Origin of the sequence: Agromyces agglutinans, from assembly GCF_009647605.1 — a bacterium.
In the GTDB taxonomy this organism is placed as follows: Bacteria; Actinomycetota; Actinomycetes; order Actinomycetales; family Microbacteriaceae; genus Agromyces; species Agromyces agglutinans.
The window spans coordinates 540,886-560,092 of record NZ_WJIF01000002.1; the positions used below are offsets into that span (position 1 = coordinate 540,886).

Annotated in this window: 15 protein-coding genes; 10 read left to right on the forward strand and 5 right to left on the reverse strand. The window is 72.5% G+C overall.

Annotation, left to right across the window (positions count from 1 at the left end; genetic code table 11):
• The 3 genes from GE115_RS05730 to GE115_RS05740 all read right to left on the reverse strand — a co-directional run bounded on the left by GE115_RS05730 (position 1) and on the right by GE115_RS05740 (position 2,684).
• Entirely contained in the window at positions 1-1,056 is a 1,056-nt protein-coding gene (locus tag GE115_RS05730; protein WP_153683785.1) for a YihY/virulence factor BrkB family protein, read from the reverse strand.
• Positions 1,053-1,622: a GNAT family N-acetyltransferase gene (locus GE115_RS05735; protein ID WP_216648762.1), complete on the reverse strand. Its 570-nt coding sequence runs from the start codon at positions 1,620-1,622 to the stop codon at positions 1,053-1,055. Before GE115_RS05735 ends, GE115_RS05730 begins: the two co-directional genes overlap by 4 nt.
• A gap of 63 nt (positions 1,623-1,685) precedes the next feature.
• Positions 1,686-2,684 carry an alpha/beta hydrolase gene (locus tag GE115_RS05740; protein ID WP_172979718.1) on the reverse strand — a complete coding sequence of 333 codons (999 nt, stop codon included), beginning with the start codon at positions 2,682-2,684 and terminating at the stop codon, positions 1,686-1,688.
• Positions 2,685-2,977: 293 nt separating this feature from the next.
• Between GE115_RS05740 and GE115_RS05745 the strand changes: the two genes are divergently transcribed.
• The gene (locus GE115_RS05745) at positions 2,978-5,299 is read left to right on the forward strand and encodes a DEAD/DEAH box helicase (RefSeq protein WP_153683787.1); all 2,322 of its coding nucleotides are present in this window, start codon (positions 2,978-2,980) and stop codon (positions 5,297-5,299) included.
• Between the two features lie 58 nt (positions 5,300-5,357).
• Here the strand turns inward: GE115_RS05745 and GE115_RS05750 are convergent, their stop codons facing one another.
• Positions 5,358-6,269 (reverse strand): arginase family protein, encoded by a 912-nt coding sequence (locus GE115_RS05750; protein WP_153683788.1) that lies wholly within the window; start codon positions 6,267-6,269, stop codon positions 5,358-5,360.
• Between the two features lie 5 nt (positions 6,270-6,274).
• Entirely contained in the window at positions 6,275-8,422 is a 2,148-nt protein-coding gene (locus tag GE115_RS05755) for a RecQ family ATP-dependent DNA helicase (RefSeq protein WP_376765693.1), read from the reverse strand.
• A 217-nt stretch (positions 8,423-8,639) separates the two neighbouring features.
• Here GE115_RS05755 and GE115_RS05760 point away from each other — a divergent pair, with 217 nt between their 5' ends.
• From GE115_RS05760 to paaZ, 9 genes are all read left to right on the forward strand, one after another.
• Positions 8,640-9,836 carry an ABC transporter substrate-binding protein gene (locus tag GE115_RS05760; protein WP_172979720.1) on the forward strand — a complete coding sequence of 399 codons (1,197 nt, stop codon included), beginning with the start codon at positions 8,640-8,642 and terminating at the stop codon, positions 9,834-9,836.
• A gap of 10 nt (positions 9,837-9,846) precedes the next feature.
• Positions 9,847-10,716, forward strand: coding sequence for a branched-chain amino acid ABC transporter permease (locus GE115_RS05765; RefSeq protein ID WP_172979722.1), 870 nt, complete (start codon positions 9,847-9,849; stop codon positions 10,714-10,716).
• A gap of 1 nt (position 10,717) precedes the next feature.
• Complete coding sequence (locus tag GE115_RS05770) at positions 10,718-12,751, forward strand: branched-chain amino acid ABC transporter ATP-binding protein/permease (RefSeq protein WP_153683792.1); 2,034 nt, start codon at positions 10,718-10,720, stop codon at positions 12,749-12,751.
• A complete protein-coding gene (locus GE115_RS05775; protein ID WP_216648763.1) occupies positions 12,748-13,452 on the forward strand; it encodes an ABC transporter ATP-binding protein in 705 nt (234 codons plus the stop codon). Before GE115_RS05770 ends, GE115_RS05775 begins: the two co-directional genes overlap by 4 nt.
• Positions 13,453-13,550: 98 nt before the next feature.
• The gene (locus tag GE115_RS05780; RefSeq protein WP_153683793.1) at positions 13,551-13,931 is read left to right on the forward strand and encodes a hypothetical protein; all 381 of its coding nucleotides are present in this window, start codon (positions 13,551-13,553) and stop codon (positions 13,929-13,931) included.
• A gap of 123 nt (positions 13,932-14,054) precedes the next feature.
• Complete coding sequence (locus tag GE115_RS05785) at positions 14,055-15,251, forward strand: acetyl-CoA C-acyltransferase (protein ID WP_153683794.1); 1,197 nt, start codon at positions 14,055-14,057, stop codon at positions 15,249-15,251.
• Positions 15,251-16,030, forward strand: a complete 780-nt coding sequence (locus tag GE115_RS05790; protein ID WP_153683795.1) for an enoyl-CoA hydratase/isomerase family protein — start codon at positions 15,251-15,253, stop codon at positions 16,028-16,030. Before GE115_RS05785 ends, GE115_RS05790 begins: the two co-directional genes overlap by 1 nt.
• Before the next feature lie 104 nt (positions 16,031-16,134).
• On the forward strand, positions 16,135-16,971 hold the full coding sequence (locus GE115_RS05795) for a 3-hydroxyacyl-CoA dehydrogenase family protein (RefSeq protein ID WP_312854933.1): 837 nt from the start codon (positions 16,135-16,137) through the stop codon (positions 16,969-16,971).
• A 121-nt stretch (positions 16,972-17,092) separates the two neighbouring features.
• On the forward strand, positions 17,093-19,174 hold the full coding sequence (gene paaZ, locus GE115_RS05800) for a phenylacetic acid degradation bifunctional protein PaaZ (protein WP_153683796.1): 2,082 nt from the start codon (positions 17,093-17,095) through the stop codon (positions 19,172-19,174).
• Positions 19,175-19,207: the final 33 nt, after the last annotated feature.

The following is a 19,207-nucleotide window of genomic DNA, read 5'->3' on the forward strand; positions in this document are numbered from 1 at the left end:
TCAGAGCGAGCCGTCGACCGCCGACGAGGGCTTCAGCGCCGCGGCCGCCAGGATGTCGGCGTTGCGCTGCTCGCGATTCTTCCGGATCAGCCGGTCGTCGCGCAGCGGCAGCTGGAGGTCCTCCTCGGCGTCGATGCCGGCCCGCAGTTGGCGGACGCGCTCGACCTCGGTATCGAGGACCGCTCCGAACAGGATCGCGAGGTTCGAGAGGCCGACCCACAACAGGAACGCGACGGCGCCGCCGAGCACCCCGTAGTTCTGCTCATAGGCGTCGAAGCCCAGCACGTACCAGCCGAAGAGCGCGGTGAGGATCGCCCACGTGATGATGGCGGCGGCCGCCCCGACGCTGAGCCAGCGGAAGTTGCGCCGGCGCACGTTGGGCGTCGCCCAGTACAGCAGGGCGACCGTCGCCGCCATGAGCGCGACCAGGACCGGGATCTTCGCGAGGTCCCACCAGAAGACGACACCCTCGTCGAGGCCGAGGGTGCGGGCGACGCTGTCGGCGGCCGGGCCGCTGAGCAGGAGGAGCACCGTGATCGCGGCGACGAGCACGAGCACTGCGGCCGCGACCGCGATCATGATCGGGCGCGACTCCCAGAACGGGCGACCCTCCTCGACGTCGAGGATGCGGTTCATGCCGCGACCCAGCACCCCGAGGTATCCCGATATCGACCACAGCGCGCCGCCGATGCCGATGAAGATGGCGACCCACTGGTGGGAGGCGCCGAGCAGCTGCTCGACCGGTTCGGCGAGCGCGGCCGCCATGGCTTCGCCATCGAGGTCGGCGAGCACCTGCAGCAGGTTGCGCGTGACGTCCTCGGCCGTGCCGAAGGCCCCGAGGAGCGAGAGGGCCGCGAGCGCTGCCGGGAACACGGTGAGCGTCGCGTAGTAGGTGAGCGCTGCGGCGATGTCGTACGACTGGTTGATGCGGAACTCGTGCCAGGTGCGCACGAGGATGAGGCGCCACTCGTGCCCCGACACGTGGATCGGCGAGTCCGTGTGGCCGTTCGCGGGCCCGTTCACGGCGGTGCCCGTCGGTTGCGGTCCGGCGCTCACGAGAGGCTCCGCGTGAAGCCGACGCGGTGCTCGCCCGGTCCGTCGTAGTCGCGCCACGCGAGCACGCCGTCGATCTCGGTGTCGCCCGTGACCTCGAAGCCCATCGCGCGGTGGAACGCCTGCGACCGCCGGTTCGCCGGCCCGGTGATCGCATCGACGCGGACGCACCCGGCCGCGCGCGCCTCGGCGAAGAACGCCTCGTAGAGCATGCGCGCGAGGCCCCCGCCACGCAGGTCGGGGCGCACGCCGACGAAGTGGATGTACGCGGCCCGCGGATCGGACTGCGACCGGAACCCGATCAGGAAGGCGGCGAGGCCCCGGTCGTCCTCGGCGATGAACGACGTGTCGGCGAGGTGCTGGAAGAACAGCCTCGGCAGTACGAGCGGCAGGGTGCTCGTCGCCGGATGCCCCCACCACTCGCGGATCACGCCGGTGACGCGCGCGTGGTCGGCCGACGTCGGGCGGCGTAGCGCGAGGCCCGGCGGCAGCGATCCGGCGGGGAGCGCGCCGACGCGCAGGGGGTCGGCGGGCTGAGGGTCGTGCGGCGGGTCGGCGGGCTGGTTCACGGGCCGATGATCCCAGTTCGGATGCCTCGTGTCGAGGCGGTTGCGCGCCGCCGCGACCGGGACTCAGCCGAGGTGGGTGTGCAGGAACGCCGCCACGCGCGCCCGCATGGCCTCGTCGAGGATGCCGATGGAGTGATGGCTGCCCGGCACCACGGCCAGTTCCACCGGTACGCTCACCGCCTCGAGCGCCTCGGCGTAGCCGAGGGACTGCACGAGCGGGATGACCTCCTGCTCGGCGTGGCCGATGAAGACGGGCGGGTCGGAGGCGTCGAGATGGGTCGTCGCCGAGGCATCCGTCGCCGGTGCGCACGCGTCGTCGGCGACCTGCTCGATCTCGCAGCCGAGGTAGGCCGCCGTGATGCCCTGCAGCCATGCCGACAAGCCCGACAGCGCGTCGAGGGCGATCGGCCCCGAGAGCTCGGCGACCGCGGCGACGCGGGCGCCCGTGTCAGTCGCGCCGTCGCCGATGGCCCCGATGAGGGCGGCGAGGTTGCCGCCGGCCGAGCCACCGAACACGCCGATGCGCGACGGGTCGACGCCGAAGCGGTCGGCCTCCTCGCGCAGCCACTCGACGGCGAGCGACACGTCGTCGGCCTGCGCGGGGAACGTCGCGTCGGGCACGAGCCGGTAGTTGACGGATGCCGCGACGAAGCCCTCGCTCGCGAGCCACAGGCAGACGTTGCGCCAGTCGGCGTTCGCCTTGTCGCCGCGCGCCCAGCTGCCGCCGTGCACCGACACGACCGCCGGGAGCGTCGAGACGGTCGGCGGAACGGCCGGGCTGCACACGTCGAGCGTGAGCAGCGTGCCGTCTTCGCGGGCGCCGTACTCGAGGTCGGCCTCGACCCGGATGCCGGCGGGCGCGGTGAACGTGCGGATGCCGATCACCTCGCTGCCGGCGACCTCGCTGGCGGCCTTCGCCGCGCCGGGATCGATCTCCTGCAGCGGCAGGTGGAACCCCGAGAGCGCGCCCGTGATGGCGAGGGCGGCGATGGCGCCGGCGGCGATCAGGCCGCGGCGACGTTGCCCGGCCCCGTGACCGCCGGAGTGACGGGATCGGGTCACGGGTGCTCCGGGTTTTCGTGGGTGAGGTGATGCTACCTCAGGTTCGCCGTGCCGCCTCACCCGAGCGTGCCCGGCGGTTTCCCAGCCGCTTCCGGTAGACTCATCGGGTCGGTTCTGGACACCGCGGAGTGCCGCGGATGGGTTTGTGAGTCCTGAGGGCCGGTTTCGAGGCGCATCGCCTCGGATAGTCACCGTATGTGAACGGCCCCGGTCGAAGACTGCCCGGGTTCTCAGTCGCGCTGCGCTCGCAGCCGCGCCTGCCATGTACTCGAGTACAACCCAGGAAAGTCAGCATGCCGAAGAACAAGAAGCCCGCGGGCGGACGACCCGCCCGCAACTTCGACCCGTCGTACGCCCGCAGCTCGCGGACGGCCGGCTCCAAGCCCGGCTCACGCAGCGCCGGCCACCGCGGCCACCGCCCCGAAGAGGCCGGCGCCGGCGAGCGCAAGGCCCGCTGGTCGCGCGACGAGCGCGTCGCCGAGGGCCGCACCCCGCACCGCGGCGACCGCGAAGACCGCGAGACGCGCGACCGCGGCTCGTACGGCGACCGCGCGCCCCGTGGCGAGCGTCCGTCTTACGGCGATCGCGCTCCGCGCGGCGACCGTCCGTCGTACGGCGATCGCCCCGCGCGTTCGTTCGACCGTGATGACCGTGCGCCCCGTGGCGACCGGCCCTCGTACGGCGACCGCCCCGCGCGTTCGTTCGACCGTGACCGAGCTCCCCGCTCGTTCGACCGCGACGACCGCGCCCCCCGTCGTGACGACCGCGCACCCCGTTCGTTCGATCGTGACCGGGCGCCCCGCTCGTTCGATCGTGATGACCGCGCCCCTCGTCGTGACGACCGCGGCGACCGCCCCGCGCGTTCGTTCGATCGCGACCGTGCGCCGCGTTCGTTCGATCGCGACGACCGCGCACCTCGCCGTGACGACCGCCCCGCGCGCTCGTTCGACCGTGATCGCGCGCCCCGTTCGTTCGACCGTGACGACCGCGCACCCCGCCGTGACGACCGCGGCGACCGCGCTCCCCGTTCGTTCGATCGTGACCGCGCGCCCCGCAGCTTCGACCGCGACCGCGCGCCGCGCCGGTTCGACCGCGACGACCGTGCGCCCGAGCGCCGCTCGTCGGACTTCTACCCGTCGAAGGACGAGCGACCCAAGTTCTCGGCGCAGGACGACGTCGTGCTCGAGCGCCTCGAGGCCGAGGCCATCCAGGCCGACGCGGTCGACGGCGTCAGCTTCGCCGACCTGGGCCTCGGCACCAACGTCGTTCGCGCCCTGAAGGAACTCGGTGCGGAGTCGCCGTTCCCGATCCAGGCCGCGACGATCCCCGTCGTGCTCGAGGGTCGCGACGTGCTCGGCCGCGGCAAGACCGGATCGGGCAAGACCATCGCCTTCGGCGCCCCGACCGTCGAGCGTCTCATGACGCTGTGGGCGGAGTCGGGCCGCGCCGGCGGCAAGCGCCAGATGGGCCGCAAGCCCCGTGCGCTCATCCTCGCCCCGACGCGTGAGCTCGCCCTCCAGATCGACCGCACGGTGCAGCCGATCGCGCAGAGCGTCGGCCTCTTCACCACCCAGATCTACGGCGGCGTCCCGCAGGGCCGCCAGGTCGGCGCGCTGCAGCGCGGCGTCGACATCGTGATCGGCACGCCCGGCCGCATCGAGGACCTCATCGAGCAGGGCCGCCTCGACCTCAGCGAGATCGCGATCACCGTGCTCGACGAGGCCGATCACATGTGCGACCTCGGGTTCCTCGAGCCCGTGCAGCGGATCCTCCGCCGCACCGCAGAGGGCGGCCAGAAGCTCCTGTTCTCGGCGACGCTCGACCAGGGCGTCGCGTCGCTGGTCGACGAGTTCCTCGTCGAGCCGGCCGTGCACGAGGTCGCCGGCGAAGACCAGGCGTCGTCGACGATCGAGCACCGGGTGTTCGTCATCGAGAACCGCGACAAGCGCGACATCGTCGCCCAGCTCGCGAGCCGCGACGGCAAGACCCTCGTGTTCAGCCGCACCCGCGCGTTCGCCGAGGACCTCACCGAGCACCTCGAGGACTACGGCATCCGCGCCGTCGCCCTGCACGGCGACCTCAACCAGTCGCGCCGCACGCGCAACCTGCAGCAGCTCACGAGCGGCCGGGTCGACGTGCTGGTGGCGACGGATGTCGCAGCGCGAGGCATCCACGTCGACGACATCGATCTCGTCATCCAGGCCGACGCGCCCGACGAGTACAAGACCTACCTGCACCGCTCGGGCCGTACCGGCCGCGCGGGCAAGGCGGGTCGCGTCGTCACGCTCATCCCGCGCAACCGGCAGCGTCGCATGAACGAGCTGCTCGACCGCGCCGAGATCGAGGTCGACTTCGAGGACGTGCGACTCGGCGACGAGCTGCTCACCGACCTCGGCCCGGTCGAGCTCGCCGTGGTGGAGTCCGAGGCCGAAGCCATCGAGGTTGCGACGGTCGAGACCGTCGAGACCGAGGTGGAGATCGTCGAGATCGAAACCGTCGAGGTCGCGGACGACGAGACCGAGGCCGTCGAGGTCGCGGCCGACGAGGCATCCGATGCGTATGTCACCGACGCACCGCGCACCGACGATGAGGACGCCTCGCAGCCCGTCGGCTGACGCATCCGATCCGTTCGAACCGGCCCGTCTCCCTTTCGGAGGCGGGCCGGTTCGTCGTTCAGCCCGCGCGCGATCCCAGGTCGCGCAGGCCCTCCGCGAGGATGCCGGCGAGCGTCAGCGCGTACCGCCCCTCGGGGTCGAGGTCGGGGTCGAACACGGTGACCTGGGCGCCGACGGCTCCTGGCGCGAGCTCGCGCAGGAGGCCGGTGAGCTGCCCGGCGTCGAGACCGCCGGGGCTCGGGCTGTCGACCGCCGGCATGACCGACGCGTCGAGCACGTCGACGTCGAGGTGCAGCCAGTAGCCGTCGGCGCCGGCGAGCGCCGTGCGCACGCGGGCCGCCGCGTCGGCCATTCCCGACCGCATCGCCTCGCTCGCCGGGATGGTCTCGGCCAGGAGCGGGCGCACCTCGTCGAGGTGCTCGTCATCGTCGCGGCATCCGAGGTGCACCGTGCGCGCGGCGTCGAAATAGGGACCCCGGCCGTCGAGGTCGGCGAGCGCGGGCCAGTGGCGGCCGATCGCGATCGCGAGGTCTTCACCGGCGGCGGTGCCGCATGCGTCGCTGTTGCCCGGGTGGCGGAAGTCCGTGTGCCCGTCGATGTGGACGAGGCCGATCCGGCCGCGGCCGGCCGCGGCGAGGGCATGCCCGGCGCCGATCAGGAGGCTGCAGTCGCCGCCGACGACCAGCGGCGACTCGCCGCGACCGAGCACCGCGCGCAGGCGGTCGGAGAGCCGGCGCGCGTGGTCGAGCATGGGCTGCTCGTTGCGGGCGCGGCCGGGCGCGCGCCGGCCGTCGTCATCGAGGTACCGGCCCGGCAGCACGACCCCGGCGTCGCGGGCGCCGCGCTCGAGGAAGCGGTCGAAGAGGCCCGCCTCGCGCAGCGCCTCGGGCGCCTTCGCGGTGCCGGGCACGGCGCCGCGAGCGGGTGGGCGCAGGCCGAGGTTCGTCGGAGCCGAGATCAGCGCGATCATTCAGCTCACCCGCGCAGCGCGAGCGCGAAGGGCAGCACGTCGGTGGCGCCGGCGGCGCGGAGCTCGCGGGCCGCGACGGTCAGGGTCCAGCGGCTGTCGGCGAGGTCGTCGACGAGCAGCACCGGGCCGGCCGGGACGTCGAGCCCGTCGGCGCTCAGCCGGTTCCAGAGCCCGGCGAGGCGGAAGGCGCTGTTGCCACCCGGCCCGCCGGAGGGCCCGCCGTCGCGCGTGCCGAGTTCGCCGAGGTACGGCAGGCGGCCGACCTCGGCGAGGCCGCGGGCGAGCGAGTCGACGAGCAGCGGCCGCGACCGCGACGGCATCGCGACGACCGCGACCGGCCGTTCGGCCCAGCCCCACTCGGCGAGCACGCGCACGCATGCCGCGATCACCTGCGGCGGCACCGGCTGATCGGGGGCCCCGGCCGCGAACAGCTCGCGCAGCGTGCCGCCCCAGCCGAGGTCGGTCAGCCGGGCGAGCGCGCGCCCCTCGGCGGCACGCTCCTCGGGTGCGATGCGGCCCTTCACCGGCACGCCGAGGCGGTCGGCGCCGGTCGGCCACTGCGCGCGCGGTTCGATGGGCACGCCGACCCGGTCGAGCGCGCCGCGGGCGGCGGCCGCCGCGTCGTCGGCGAGGCCCGTCGGATACCAGGCCCCGGCGCAGGAGTCGCAGCGACCGCAGGGCGCCGCGGTGTCGTCGTCGAGCGAGCGCTGCAGGAACTCCATGCGGCATCCGCGCGTCTGCTCGTACTCGATCATGTGCTGCTGCTCGGCGACGCGTTCGGCCGCGATGCGGCGATAGCGCTCGGCGTCGTAGGTCCACGGTTCGCCGGTGGTCACCCAACCTCCCTGCACGCGGCGCACCGCACCGTCGACGTCGAGCACCTTCAGCAGCAGCTCGAGCGGGGTGCGGCGGATGTCGACCATCGCCTCGAGGGCGGGGGTCGAGGTCGGCCGCTCGCGCTCGAGCGCGCCGAGCACGCGCTCGGCGCGGTCTTGATCGGGCATCGACGCCGTCGCGAAGTAGTGCCAGATGTCGGGATCCTCGGCGCCCGGCAGCAGCAGTACGTCGGCACTGTCGGTCGCGCGGCCCGCGCGGCCCACCTGCTGGTAGTACGCGACGGGCGACGAGGGCGCACCGAGGTGCAGCACGAACCCGAGGTCGGGCTTGTCGAATCCCATGCCGAGCGCGCTCGTCGCGACGAGCGCCTTGACCTCGTTGCGCTTGAGCATCGCCTCGGACTCGGCGCGCTCGTCGGGATCGGTCTGCCCCGTGTAGGCCCGCACGTCGCGCCCGCGCTCGCGCAGGACCCGCGCGGTGTCGACGGCCGCAGCGACGGTCAGGGCGTAGATGATGCCGGACCCGGGCAGATCGTCGAGGTGGCTGATGAGCCAGGCGAGCCGGCTCGTCGAGTCGGGCAGCCGCAGCACCCCGAGCCGCAGCGATGCACGGGCGAGCGGGCCGCGGATCGTCAGCACGCCGGCGCCCGAGGCATCCGCACCGAGGGCGTCGGCACCGCCGAGCTGCTCGGCGACATCGGCGACGACGCGACTGTTCGCCGTCGCGGTGGTCGCGAGCACGGGGACCCCGGCCGGCAGTGCGGCGATGAGGTCGCGGAGGCGGCGGTAGTCGGGCCGGAAGTCGTGGCCCCAGTCGCTGATGCAGTGCGCCTCGTCGACGACGAGGAGCCCGAGCCGGCGCACCAGCGCGGGCAGCTGCTGCTCGCGGAAGGCCGGGTTGTTGAGCCGCTCGGGCGAGACGAGCAGCACATCGACCTCGTCGGCGTCGAGCCGCTGCAGCACCTCGCCCCACTCGTGCGCGTTGGTCGAGTTGATCGAGACAGCACGCACGCCGGCCCGTTCGGCGGCGGCGACCTGGTCGCGCATGAGTGCGAGCAGCGGCGAGACCAGCACGGTCGGTCCGGCGCCCGCCTTCCGCAGGAGCAGCGTCGCCACGAAGTACACGGCCGACTTGCCCCAGCCCGTGCGCTGCACGACGAGCGCGCGCCGGCGCCCCTCGACGAGCGCCTCGATCGCCTCGTACTGACCGTCGTGGAACTCCGCGTCGTCACGGCCGACGAGGTCTCGAAGCGCTTGGAGGGCGGCGGCGCGAGTCATGGTCGAGGCGGTTCGGTCAGCGGCGGCGGGATCCGTCATCGGTCCAGCATCGCGGATGCCCCTGACAGCGGCATGCGCATCGCGACGGGCGAGCGCCGACGCGCAACAACCGTGTCTCGGAAGCATCACGACGCCTTGCGGATGCCCGGCCACGCAACGTATCGTCGAGGGAACCGAAATAGTGACCGAATGGTCGGTCATGAAGTCGACCCACTCAGCGACGAGAACCCGAACAGGGCTCAAAGGAGAGACCATCATGCATCGTGCAGCGCGCCGACTGCTCGTACCCGCCGCGGTCGCGGCATCCATCGCCCTCGCCCTGGCCGGTTGCACGACCTCGAACTTCGGCGGCGAGGAGGGCGGCGGTGACGGGGCGACCGAAGACGGGCCCATCAAGATCGGAGCCGTGCTCGACATCACCGGCGTCGGCGCGAACCTCGGCGTCCCCGAGCAGAACACCCTGAACATGCTCGCCGAGCAGGTCAACGCCGACGGCGGGATCAACGGCCGCGAGGTCGAGCTCATCATCAAGGACAACCAGTCCACCGAGGACGGCGCAGCTCGCGCCACGACGCAGCTCATCGAGAACGACGACGTCGACCTCATCATCGGCGCCTCGCGCACCGGCCCGAGCCTCGCCATGCGTCCGCTCGTCGAGGCCGCCCAGGTCCCGACCATCTCGGTCGCCGCGAACGCCGCGATCGTCGACGGCTCCGAGTGGGTCTTCAAGACCGCGCAGAACGACCTCGTCGTGCTCGAGCGCATCCTCGACGACGCGGAGGCCAAGGGCTACACCAAGATCGCCCTCGCCCGCGACGCCACCGGATTCGGCGAGGGCATCGCCGACATCATCACCGAGCTCGGCGAGGAGCGCGGCATCACGCTCACCGCGACCGAGGCGTTCGAGCCCAGCGCCACCGACTTCACCGCGCAGATGACGAACCTCCGTTCGGCCGACGCCGACGCGGTCATCATCTGGGGCATCACGCCCTCGGCCGGCCTCGCGCAGGCCGCCTTCGTGCAGATCGGCGTGAACAAGCCCGTCTACCAGTCGCACGGTGTCGCGAACGACGCGTTCTTCGAGGCCGCCGGGCCCGCCGCCGAGGGCGTCATCGCGCCGATGGGGCGCCTCCTCGTCGCCGACCAGCTTCCCGCCGACGACCCGCAGAAGGAGGTCATCGACCAGTTCATCGCCGACTACACCGAGGAGTTCGGGAGCTCGCCGTCGAGCTTCGCGGGCCACGCATACGACGCGTTCAAGATCGGCGTCGCCGCGATCGAGGAGGCCGGAACCGACCCCGAGGCCCTGCGCGACGCCATCGAGGCGACGAGCGACTTCGTCGGCATCTCGGGCGTGTTCACGATGACCCCCGACAACCACTCCGGGCTCACCGCCGATGCGCTCATCATGGCGATCGCCGAGGGCGGCCGTTGGACCCTCAACGAGGAATGAGCGTCACCCGTTGATCGACTTCCTCCAGCTGACGGCGGCAGGGCTGTCGCAGGGCTCCGTGTACGCCCTGCTCGCCGTCGGCCTCATCGCCACCTACACGGTGCGCCACGTCGTGAACATCGCCCAGGGCGACTACGCGACGCTGGCCGGCCTCGGCAGCATCTCGCTCGTCACGGCCGGGCTGCCGCTGCCCGTCGCGATCCTCATCGCGCTCGTCTCGGTGACGCTCGCGTCGGTGCTCATCGAACGCCTCGTGATCTCCCGCGTGAAGAACCTGACCACCCTGGTCTCGATCATCCTCACGCTCGGCGTCTCGACGCTGCTGCAGGCGATCATGCTGCTCATCTGGGGTGCGGAGGGCCGGCGACTGCCGGCCTTCCCGGGCAGCGACCTGAACCTCGGCGGCGTCAGCATCCGCTCGCAGGAGCTCTGGATGCTCGGCGCCCTCGTGGTGGTCGGCGGCGGCGTGCTGCTCTTCTACGAGAAGACCCGGTGGGGCAAGGCGCTCCGCGCGAGCGCCGAGCAGCCGGTGGCCGCGCGCATCGTGGGCATCTCGCCGGCCGTGGCATCCGTCATCGCGTTCGCGATCGCCGGCTTCGTGGGCGCGGCGGCCGGCGTGGTCTCCTCGCCGATCTACCTCTCGATCTGGTCGGGCGGGCTGCTGCTCGGCCTCAAGGGGTTCGTCGCGGCCGTGCTCGGCGGGCTCGTCTCGTTCCGGGCGGCCATCGTCGGCGCCCTGCTGCTCGGCATCATCGAGTCGTACGTCGCCGGCTACGTGGCATCCGGTTGGAAGGACGCGGTCGCGTTCTTCATCCTCATCATCGTGCTCATCATCCGCCCGGCCGGTCTCGTGCTGCGCCCGAACGCCGTGAGGGTCTGAGATGTCCTACCTGAACAAGGCCGCGACGAGGTCGAAATCGGGCTTCTGGCCGAACAACCGCGGCACGATCATCGGGGTCGCCGTGCTCGCGGTGATCATCCTGATCGTGCCGTTCACCGCGAACTCGTCGATGATGAACATCGCGGTCTTCTCGCTGATCTTCGCGCTGCCCGCGATCGGGCTCTCGCTGCTCATGGGCCTCGCCGGCCAGGTCTCGCTCGGACAGGCGGCGTTCTTCGCGATCGGCGCCTACACGCACGCGATCCTGCTGCAGAAGTTCGAGATGCCGGGCCCGGTGGCCGCGGTGGGCGGCGTCGTCGCGGCGATGCTCGCGGCGCTGCTCGTCGGCCTGCCGATGCTGCGCCTGCGCGGTCACTACCTCGCGCTCGCGACGCTCGGCCTCGGCTTCATCGTCATGATCGCGGTGCGCGAGTGGGAGTTCACCGGTCGCACGACGGGCATCTACGGCTACGGCCGGCCCGAGGTCTTCGGCATCCCGATCGACAACAACGGCCTCTTCTTCTGGTTCGTGGCGCCGTTCGTGCTCATCGGCCTCGTGCTGGCGCTGAACCTGACGCGTTCGCGCGCCGGCCGGGCGCTCTCGGCCGTGAACGATTCGGAGCTGGCGGCCGAGTCGCTCGGCGTGAACACGTACGCGCTGCGCGTGAAGGTGTTCACGCTGTCGGCCGGGTTCGCGGGGCTCGGCGGCGTGTTCTACGCGTACCAGGTGCAGATCGTCTCGCCCCAGGTCGCCGAGTTCCACGTCTCGGTCGAGATCCTGCTGATGGTCGTCATCGGCGGACTCGGCTCGGTGTGGGGCGCGATCGCCGGCGCATTCATCGTGGAACTCCTCTCCGAGGGCCTGCGAGACCTGATCCCGGCGATCATCCCCGGCGCGACGGGCGAGGTGCAGCTCATCGGCTACGGCCTCGTGCTCATCCTCGTCATCCTGCTGCTGCCGGGCGGGCTCTACCAGGTCGTGCTCACGGCGCGCGCGGCGATCGTGCGCGCGTGGCGTCGTCGATCCGAATCGGCGGATGCCTCGGCGGCTGCGCCGCCCGACGGCACCGCCGACACCGGGGCGGGCGAGGTGCCCACCCGTGCGTTCGGCGGCCTGCCCGGCGAAGCACGGGGCGACGGTGGGTTGGGTTCCGACGCGCTGGGCGGAGGCGTCGGTGGCGGCGTCGAGGGTGCCGTGCCGGCCCTGCCGGCCGTCGCCACGCCGGTCGCGGCCGGGGAACCGATCCTCGAGGTGCGCGGACTCACCAAGCGCTACGGCGGCGTCGTCGCCGTCGACGACGTGAGCTTCGCGGTGCCCGCCGGTCGCATCATGGGCCTCATCGGCCCGAACGGCGCGGGCAAGACGACGTGCTTCAACATGATCACGGGTGCGATCGCCCCGACCACCGGGACCGTGACGTTCCTCGGCGAGGAGATCCAGGGCCGCAAGCCCCACGTCGGCGCCGAACGGGGCCTCACCCGCACCTTCCAGAACCTGCAGGTGTTCTCATCGACGGATGTCGTCGGCAACGTCTACATGGGCCGGTACCGCAAGGGGCGCGCCGGCATCCTCCGCGGCATGCTCGGCCTGCAGGGTCGCGAGCAGTACCGCCACGAGGCGATCGCGCGCGACATCCTCGACTCGATGCGACTCGGCGAGTTCGCCGAGCTCGCGGCGGGCGACCTGCCGTTCGGGCGCCAGCGCATGATGGAGGTGTGCCGGGCGCTCGCCGCCGAACCCGCGCTGCTGCTGCTCGACGAGCCGATGGCCGGGCTCTCGGGCCAGGAGCGCGAGATGCTCGCGGCGCTGCTTCGCCGACTGCGCGACGCCGGCCTGACCATCGTGCTCGTCGAGCACGACGTCGCGCAGGTCATGGCGCTCGCCGACTCGGTCGCGGTGCTCGACGACGGCGTGCTCATCGCGCACGGCGACCCCGAGACGGTCCGCAACGACCCGGCGGTCATCGTCGCCTACCTCGGCACCGATGCCGAAGAGGCCGAGGCCGAGCTGAAGGAACTGGAGGAGCAGGCATGATGCTCGCGGTACGAGGGCTCGACGCCGGTTACGGCAAGCTCGCCATCCTCCACGACGTGAGCCTCGACGTCGCCGCGGGCGAGATCGTCACCGTGGTCGGGTCGAACGGCGCCGGCAAGACGACGCTGCTTCGCGCGCTCAACGGGATCATCCGGCCTACCGCGGGCACGGTCACGCTCGACGGCATCGACATCGCGGGGCGCGCGACCGAGAAGATGGCGGCCCTCGGGCTCATGCACGTGCCCGAGAACCGGCTCTGCTTCCCGTCGCTCTCGGTGCGCGACAACCTCAACCTCGGCGCGTGGAGCCGCGGCGGCAAGGGCGACCTCGCCGCCGTGCTCGAACTGTTCCCGCGGCTCGAGCCGCGCCTCGGCCAGGCCGCGGGCACGCTCTCGGGCGGCGAGCAGCAGATGGTCGCGATCGGCCGGGGGCTCATGGCCTCGCCGAAGGCGATCATCCTCGACGAGCCGTCGATCGGGCTGGCGCCGAAGGTCGTCGCCGAGATCATGCGCGTGCTCACCGAGCTGCGCTCGCGCGGACTCGCCGTGCTCCTCGTCGAGCAGAACGTGCGCGCCTCGTTCGGCATCGCCGACCGTGCGGTCGTCATGCAGCGCGGCCGGGTCGTGCTCGAGGGAACGCCGGCCGAGCTCGTCGAGCTGCCCGAGGTGCGCAACGCCTACCTCGGCGGGGCGGCCGCGTAGGGGCCGGCCGGTCGCGGAGCGGCAGGAGGAGCCGCGCGTGTGCGGCGGGCCGGAGCGGCGTCCTTGACGTCGTCGCTCCGGCCCTCCACGCTGGGGGCATGGCTGAACCGAAGAGGACCGCGGCACGCGGCGCATCGTTCTGGATCTGCTACGTCGTCGTCCTCATCGGGGCGGGGGTCGGCCTCGCGCACACGAGCGGCGCGATCGTCGACCAGGGCCTCGGCGATGCCGACGCCCTCTTCGCCGCGGCCCGTAGCATCGCGATCTTCGTGCTCGCACTCGTGGCACCGATGTTCCGTTCCGACGACGCGCTGCTCGCGGTCGCGGTGGTGCTGACCATCGTGCTCGGCATCGACGCCTTCATCGGCGCGATGCACGGCAATGTCTGGATCTCGGCGTCGTCGGTGGTGCTGTGCCTCGGCACGCTCGTCGCCGCCACGTTCGTCGCGCGCAGCGATCGGATTCGCGACCGCGCCTGAGGCAGGCGAGTGGCGGGGCCCGGGCCGCCATGCCATAATTACTTTCCGAACGCTCGGTCAGTAAAACGCTCCGTCGGTGAACCTGACCGGTTCGAACCCACGACAACGCAGTCAGGAGCCCACATGCCCGAGGCCTTCCTCGTCGGCGGCGTGCGCACGCCCGTCGGCCGCTACGGCGGCGCGCTCGCCGGGGTCCGCCCCGACGACCTCGCCGCCCTCGTCGTCGGCGAGCTCGTGCGGCGCACCGAACTCGACCGGGCGGGCGAGCTCGGCGCGATCGACGAGGTGATCCTCGGCGCCGCCAACCAGGCCGGTGAGGACAACCGCAATGTCGGGCGGATGTCGGTGCTCCTCGCGGGCCTGCCCGACGAGGTCCCGGGCATCACGGTGAACCGGCTCTGCGCCTCGGGCCTGTCGGCGATCACGATGGCCGCGCAGGCCATCCGCGCGGGCGACGCCGACCTGATCATCGCGGGCGGCGTCGAGTCGATGACGCGCGCGCCGTGGGTGCAGGCCAAGCCCGAGAAGGCCTGGGCGAAGCCGGGCGCCGCCTACGACACCTCGATCGGCTGGCGCTTCCCGAACCCGAAGCTGCTCGCGCGCGACAAGGCCACCTACGCCATGCCCGAGACGGCCGAGGAGGTCGCCCGCGTCGACGGCATCACGCGCGACGAGGCCGACGCCTTCGCGCTGCGATCGCAGCAGCGCGCGGCCGCCGCCATCGCGGGCGGGCGGTTCGAGGCCGAGATCGTGGGGGTGCCGACCCACCGCGGCGAGGTGCTCGTCGACGAGGGTCCGCGCCCCGAGACCACGCTCGAGGCGCTCGCCGCGCTGCGTCCGGTCGTGCCCGGCGGCTCGGTCGTGACGGCCGGCAACTCGAGCTCGCTCAACGACGGCGCCTCGGCGATCCTCGTCGCGAGCGGCGCCGCCGTCGAGCGTTACGGCCTCGCCCCGCGTGCGCGGGTCGTGGTCGGCACGAGCGCCGGCCTCGCCCCCGAGATCATGGGCCTCGGCCCGGTGCCGGCGACCGAGAAGGCGCTCGAGCGATCGGGCCTCGCCGTCGACGACCTCGGCTCGATCGAGCTGAACGAGGCGTTCGCGACCCAGTCGCTCGCGTCGATGCGCCGGCTCGGCCTCGATGAGGCGCGCGTCAATGCCGATGGCGGAGCCATCGCGCTCGGGCATCCGCTCGGGTCATCCGGTTCGCGACTCGTCGTCACCCTGCTGGGCCGCATGGAGCGCGAGGACTCGCGATACGGCCTCGCGACGATGTGCGTCGGCGTCGGCCAGGGTGCCGCGCTGATCGTGGAGCGCGTGTGATGGGCCCCGATACGTTCGCCGACGCTCGCTCCTCGACCGGCGATGGAAGTCCGCTGCGCGTCGAGCGCCTCGACGACCGCGTGGTCGCGACGCTCGACCGCCCCGAACGGCGCAACGCGATCGACCAGGCCACCGTCGACGCGCTGCACGCGCTGTGCGCCGAGCTCGAGGCCGAGCCGCGCATCCTCATCCTCACGGGCGCCGGCGGCGTGTTCGCATCCGGCGCCGACATCGCCGAGCTGCGAGACCGTCGCGCCGACGACGCGCGCCGCGGCATCAACGCGAACGCGTTCATCCGCGTCGCCGAACTGCCCATGCCCGTGATCGCCGCGCTCGACGGGTACGCGCTCGGCGGCGGGGCCGAACTCGCGTACGCGGCCGACATCCGCATCGCGACGCCCGCGCTCAAGATCGGCAACCCCGAGACGGGGCTCGGCATCATCGCCGCGGCCGGCGCCAGCTGGAGGCTGAAGGAGATCGTGGGCGACGCGAGGGCCGCCGAGCTGCTGCTCACCGGCCGCACGGTCGAGGCCGACGAAGCGCTCGCGATCGGGCTCGTCTCGTCGCTGCACGCGGAATCCGAGCTGCTGGCGGCCGCACACGCCGTCGCCGACCGCATCGCACGCAACGATCGCGCGGCCACCATGGCGACCAAGCGGGTCATGCGCCTGCCGCGGGCCGCGCACCCCGACGCCGACCTCGCCGAACAGGCCGAACTCTTCGAGAGCCCCGAGAAGATGCGGCGGATGACGGAGTTCCTCGAGCGGAGGCGGACGTGAGCGACATGGGTGAGATCGGTACGCGTCCTCCTTCGTCGGGCGCTCCTCGATCGACGGCTTCGTCCGGCGCTCCTCGATCGACGCGAGCCGGGGCGCCGGCCGACGTGGGCGTGCTCGGCGGCGGTCGCATGGGCGCGGGCATCGCGCACGCGTTCCTGCTCGCGGGGTCGCGCGTGACGGTCGTCGAGCGCGATGCGGATGCCGCGGCCGCGGCCCGCGCGCGCGTCCTCGAGTCCGTCGAGGCCTCCGTCGCCCGTGGCACCGCCGACCACGACGCGGCCGCCTACGCGAGCCGCTTCGCGACGAGCACCGACCTCGGCGACTTCGCGCGCTGCGGCCTCGTCGTCGAGGCCGTGCCCGAGGACCTCGAGCTGAAGATCGCGGCGCTCACGCGAGTCGAGGCCGTGCTCGGCGCCGACGCGGCCCTCGCCTCGAACACGTCATCGATCTCGATCGACGAGCTCGCGGCCCTGCTCGACCGGCCCTCGCGCTTCCTCGGCATGCACTTCTTCAACCCCGTGCCGGCCTCGCAGCTCGTCGAGATCGTGCGCGGCGCCGCCACCGACGCCGCCCTGGTCGCCGACGCGCGCGAGTGGGTGCGGGCGATCGGCAAGACCCCGATCGTCGTCGCGGACGCGCCGGGCTTCGCCTCGTCGCGCCTCGGCGTCGCGCTCGGGCTCGAGGCGATCCGCATGCTCGAGGACGGCGTCGCGAGCGCCGAGGACATCGACGCCGCCATGACGCTCGGATACAAGCATCCGGTGGGCCCGCTGCGGCTCACCGACCTCGTCGGACTCGACGTGCGGCTCGGCATCGCCGAGTACCTCTCGTCGACGCTCGGCGAGCGATTCGCGCCGCCCGCGCTGCTGCGCCGCATGGTCGCCGAGGGCGACCTCGGCCGCAAGACCGGCCGCGGCTTCTACACCTGGGATGCCCCGTGAGCGTGCGCCCGACCCCCGACCCCAGCATCTGCGCCACTTCGGCGGCGTCCGCGCCAGTCATGGTGGCGCGCAGGCCCGCGAAGTGGCGCAGCGGCCACGTGCGAACAAGGAGAGACACCCGATGACCGAGATCCTGCCCAGCTACGTCCGAGGCGAGTGGTGGACCCCCGAGACCTCGGCCGAGGCATCCGCCGCCGAGGTGCACGACGCGTCGACCGGTGAACTCGTGGCGCGCGTGTCGACCGAGGGCCTCGACCTGGGCGCCGCGCTGGAGTACGCGCGCACGGTCGGCCAGGGCTCACTCGGCGAGCTCACCTTCCACCAGCGGGCCGTGCTGCTGAAGCAGATGGCCCTCGCGCTCACCGAGCGCAAGGACGAGCTCTACGCCGTCTCGAGCCGCACCGGTGCGACGAAGCAGGACTCGTGGGTCGACGTCGACGGCGGCATCGGCGTGCTCTTCACGTACTCGGGCAAGGGTCGGCGCGAACTGCCGAACGCCAAGGTGTACGTCGACGGCGCGGTCGAGAACCTCTCGAAGGACGGCTCATTCCTCGGCCGGCATATCTACACGCGCCTGCCGGGCGTCGCCGTGCAGATCAACGCCTTCAACTTCCCGGTCTGGGGCTCGCTCGAGAAGTTCGCACCCGCGTTCCTCGCCGGCGTGCCGACGCTCGTGAAGCCCGCGACCCCGACCGGATACCTCACCGAGGCGTATGTGCGCATCCTCGTCGAATCGGGCCTGCTCCCCGACGGGTCGCTGCAGATCGTCTCGGGCAGCGTGCCCGACCTGTTCGACCACCTGCGCCTCGGCGACCTCGTGGCCTTCACCGGCTCGGCCTCCACCGCCGAGCGTCTGCGCGCCCACCCCGCCGTGCAGACCGGCGGCGTGCGGTTCACGGTCGAGACCGACTCCATCAACGCCAGCGTCCTCGGCACCGATGCGGTCGCCGGCACCCCCGAGTTCGACGCGTACGTCAAGCAGCTCGTCGTCGAGATGACCTCGAAGGCGGGGCAGAAGTGCACTGCGATCCGACGGGCGATCGTGCCCGAGGCATCCGTCGACGCCGTCATCGACGCGGTGCGCGCGCGCATCGCCGAGCGCGTCGTCGTCGGCGACCCGCGCGCCGAAGGCGTGACGATGGGGCCACTCGCCTCGCTCACCCAGCGCGACGAGGTGCTCCGCCAGGTCGGCAAGCTCGAGCAGGCGGGCGGCGAGCTCGTGATCGGCTCGACGGATGCCCCGGCCGTGATGCGCACCGACGGCACCACCGGCGTGGCATCCGACGGCGCGTTCGTCTCGCCGATGCTGCTGCGATTCGCGGATGCCTCGAGCCCCGCCCTGCACGAGGTGGAGGCCTTCGGGCCCGTCGCATCCGTCGTCGGGTATACGTCGCTCGCCGAGGCGGCCGCGCTGGTCGCCCGAGGCGGCGGTTCGCTCGTGACGAGCGTCGCGACGCACGACCCCGAGGTCGCCGTCGCGCTCGCGTCGGGCATCGCCGCGTACAACGGGCGCGTGCTGTTCCTCGACCGCGACGACGCGCGCAGCTCGACGGGCCACGGCTCGCCGCTGCCGAACCTCGTCCACGGCGGCCCCGGCCGCGCGGGTGGCGGCGAGGAGCTCGGCGGCATCCGCGCCGTGCTGCACCACATGCAGCGGACGGCCGTGCAGGGCTCGCCCGAGATGCTGACCGCCCTCACCGGCGTCTGGCACGCGGGCGCGGCGGCCCGGCCCGAGGGCGAGCACCCGTTCCGCAAGTCGCTCGCCGAACTCCGCATCGGCGACCAGGTCGTGAGCGGCTCGCGCACCGTGAGCCTCGAGGACATCGAGGCCTTCGCCGAGTTCACCGGCGACACCTTCTACGCCCACATGGACGAGGAAGCCGCCGCCGCGAACCCGTTCTTCCCGGGCCGCGTGGCGCACGGGTACCTCCTCGTGTCGTGGGCGGCGGGCCTCTTCGTGGATGCCGCACCCGGCCCCGTGCTCGCGAATTACGGCCTCGAGAACCTGCGCTTCATCACGCCCGTCTCGCCCGGCGACTCGGTGCGCGTCGAACTGACCGCCAAGCAGATCTCGCCTCGCGAAACCGACGAGTACGGCGAGGTGCGCTGGGACGCGGTCTTGAAGAACCAGCGCGACGAGCTCGTCGCGACCTACGACGTGCTGACGCTGGTCGCGAAGACGCGGGAGGCGCAGCCGGCTTAGGCGAGGCGCGGCGGCTGCTTAGGGCCACAGCCG

Coding starts and splice junctions, on each gene's coding strand:
- GE115_RS05745 (WP_153683787.1), top strand. CDS start 2,978: ATGCCGAAGAACAAGAAGCCCGCGGGCGGACGACCCGCCCGCAACTTC.
- GE115_RS05750 (WP_153683788.1), bottom strand. CDS start 6,269: ATGATCGCGCTGATCTCGGCTCCGACGAACCTCGGCCTGCGCCCACCC.
- GE115_RS05755 (WP_376765693.1), bottom strand. CDS start 8,422: ATGACGGATCCCGCCGCCGCTGACCGAACCGCCTCGACCATGACTCGC.
- GE115_RS05760 (WP_172979720.1), top strand. CDS start 8,640: ATGCATCGTGCAGCGCGCCGACTGCTCGTACCCGCCGCGGTCGCGGCA.
- GE115_RS05770 (WP_153683792.1), top strand. CDS start 10,718: ATGTCCTACCTGAACAAGGCCGCGACGAGGTCGAAATCGGGCTTCTGG.
- GE115_RS05775 (WP_216648763.1), top strand. CDS start 12,748: ATGATGCTCGCGGTACGAGGGCTCGACGCCGGTTACGGCAAGCTCGCC.
- GE115_RS05780 (WP_153683793.1), top strand. CDS start 13,551: ATGGCTGAACCGAAGAGGACCGCGGCACGCGGCGCATCGTTCTGGATC.
- GE115_RS05785 (WP_153683794.1), top strand. CDS start 14,055: ATGCCCGAGGCCTTCCTCGTCGGCGGCGTGCGCACGCCCGTCGGCCGC.
- GE115_RS05790 (WP_153683795.1), top strand. CDS start 15,251: ATGGGCCCCGATACGTTCGCCGACGCTCGCTCCTCGACCGGCGATGGA.
- paaZ (WP_153683796.1), top strand. CDS start 17,093: ATGACCGAGATCCTGCCCAGCTACGTCCGAGGCGAGTGGTGGACCCCC.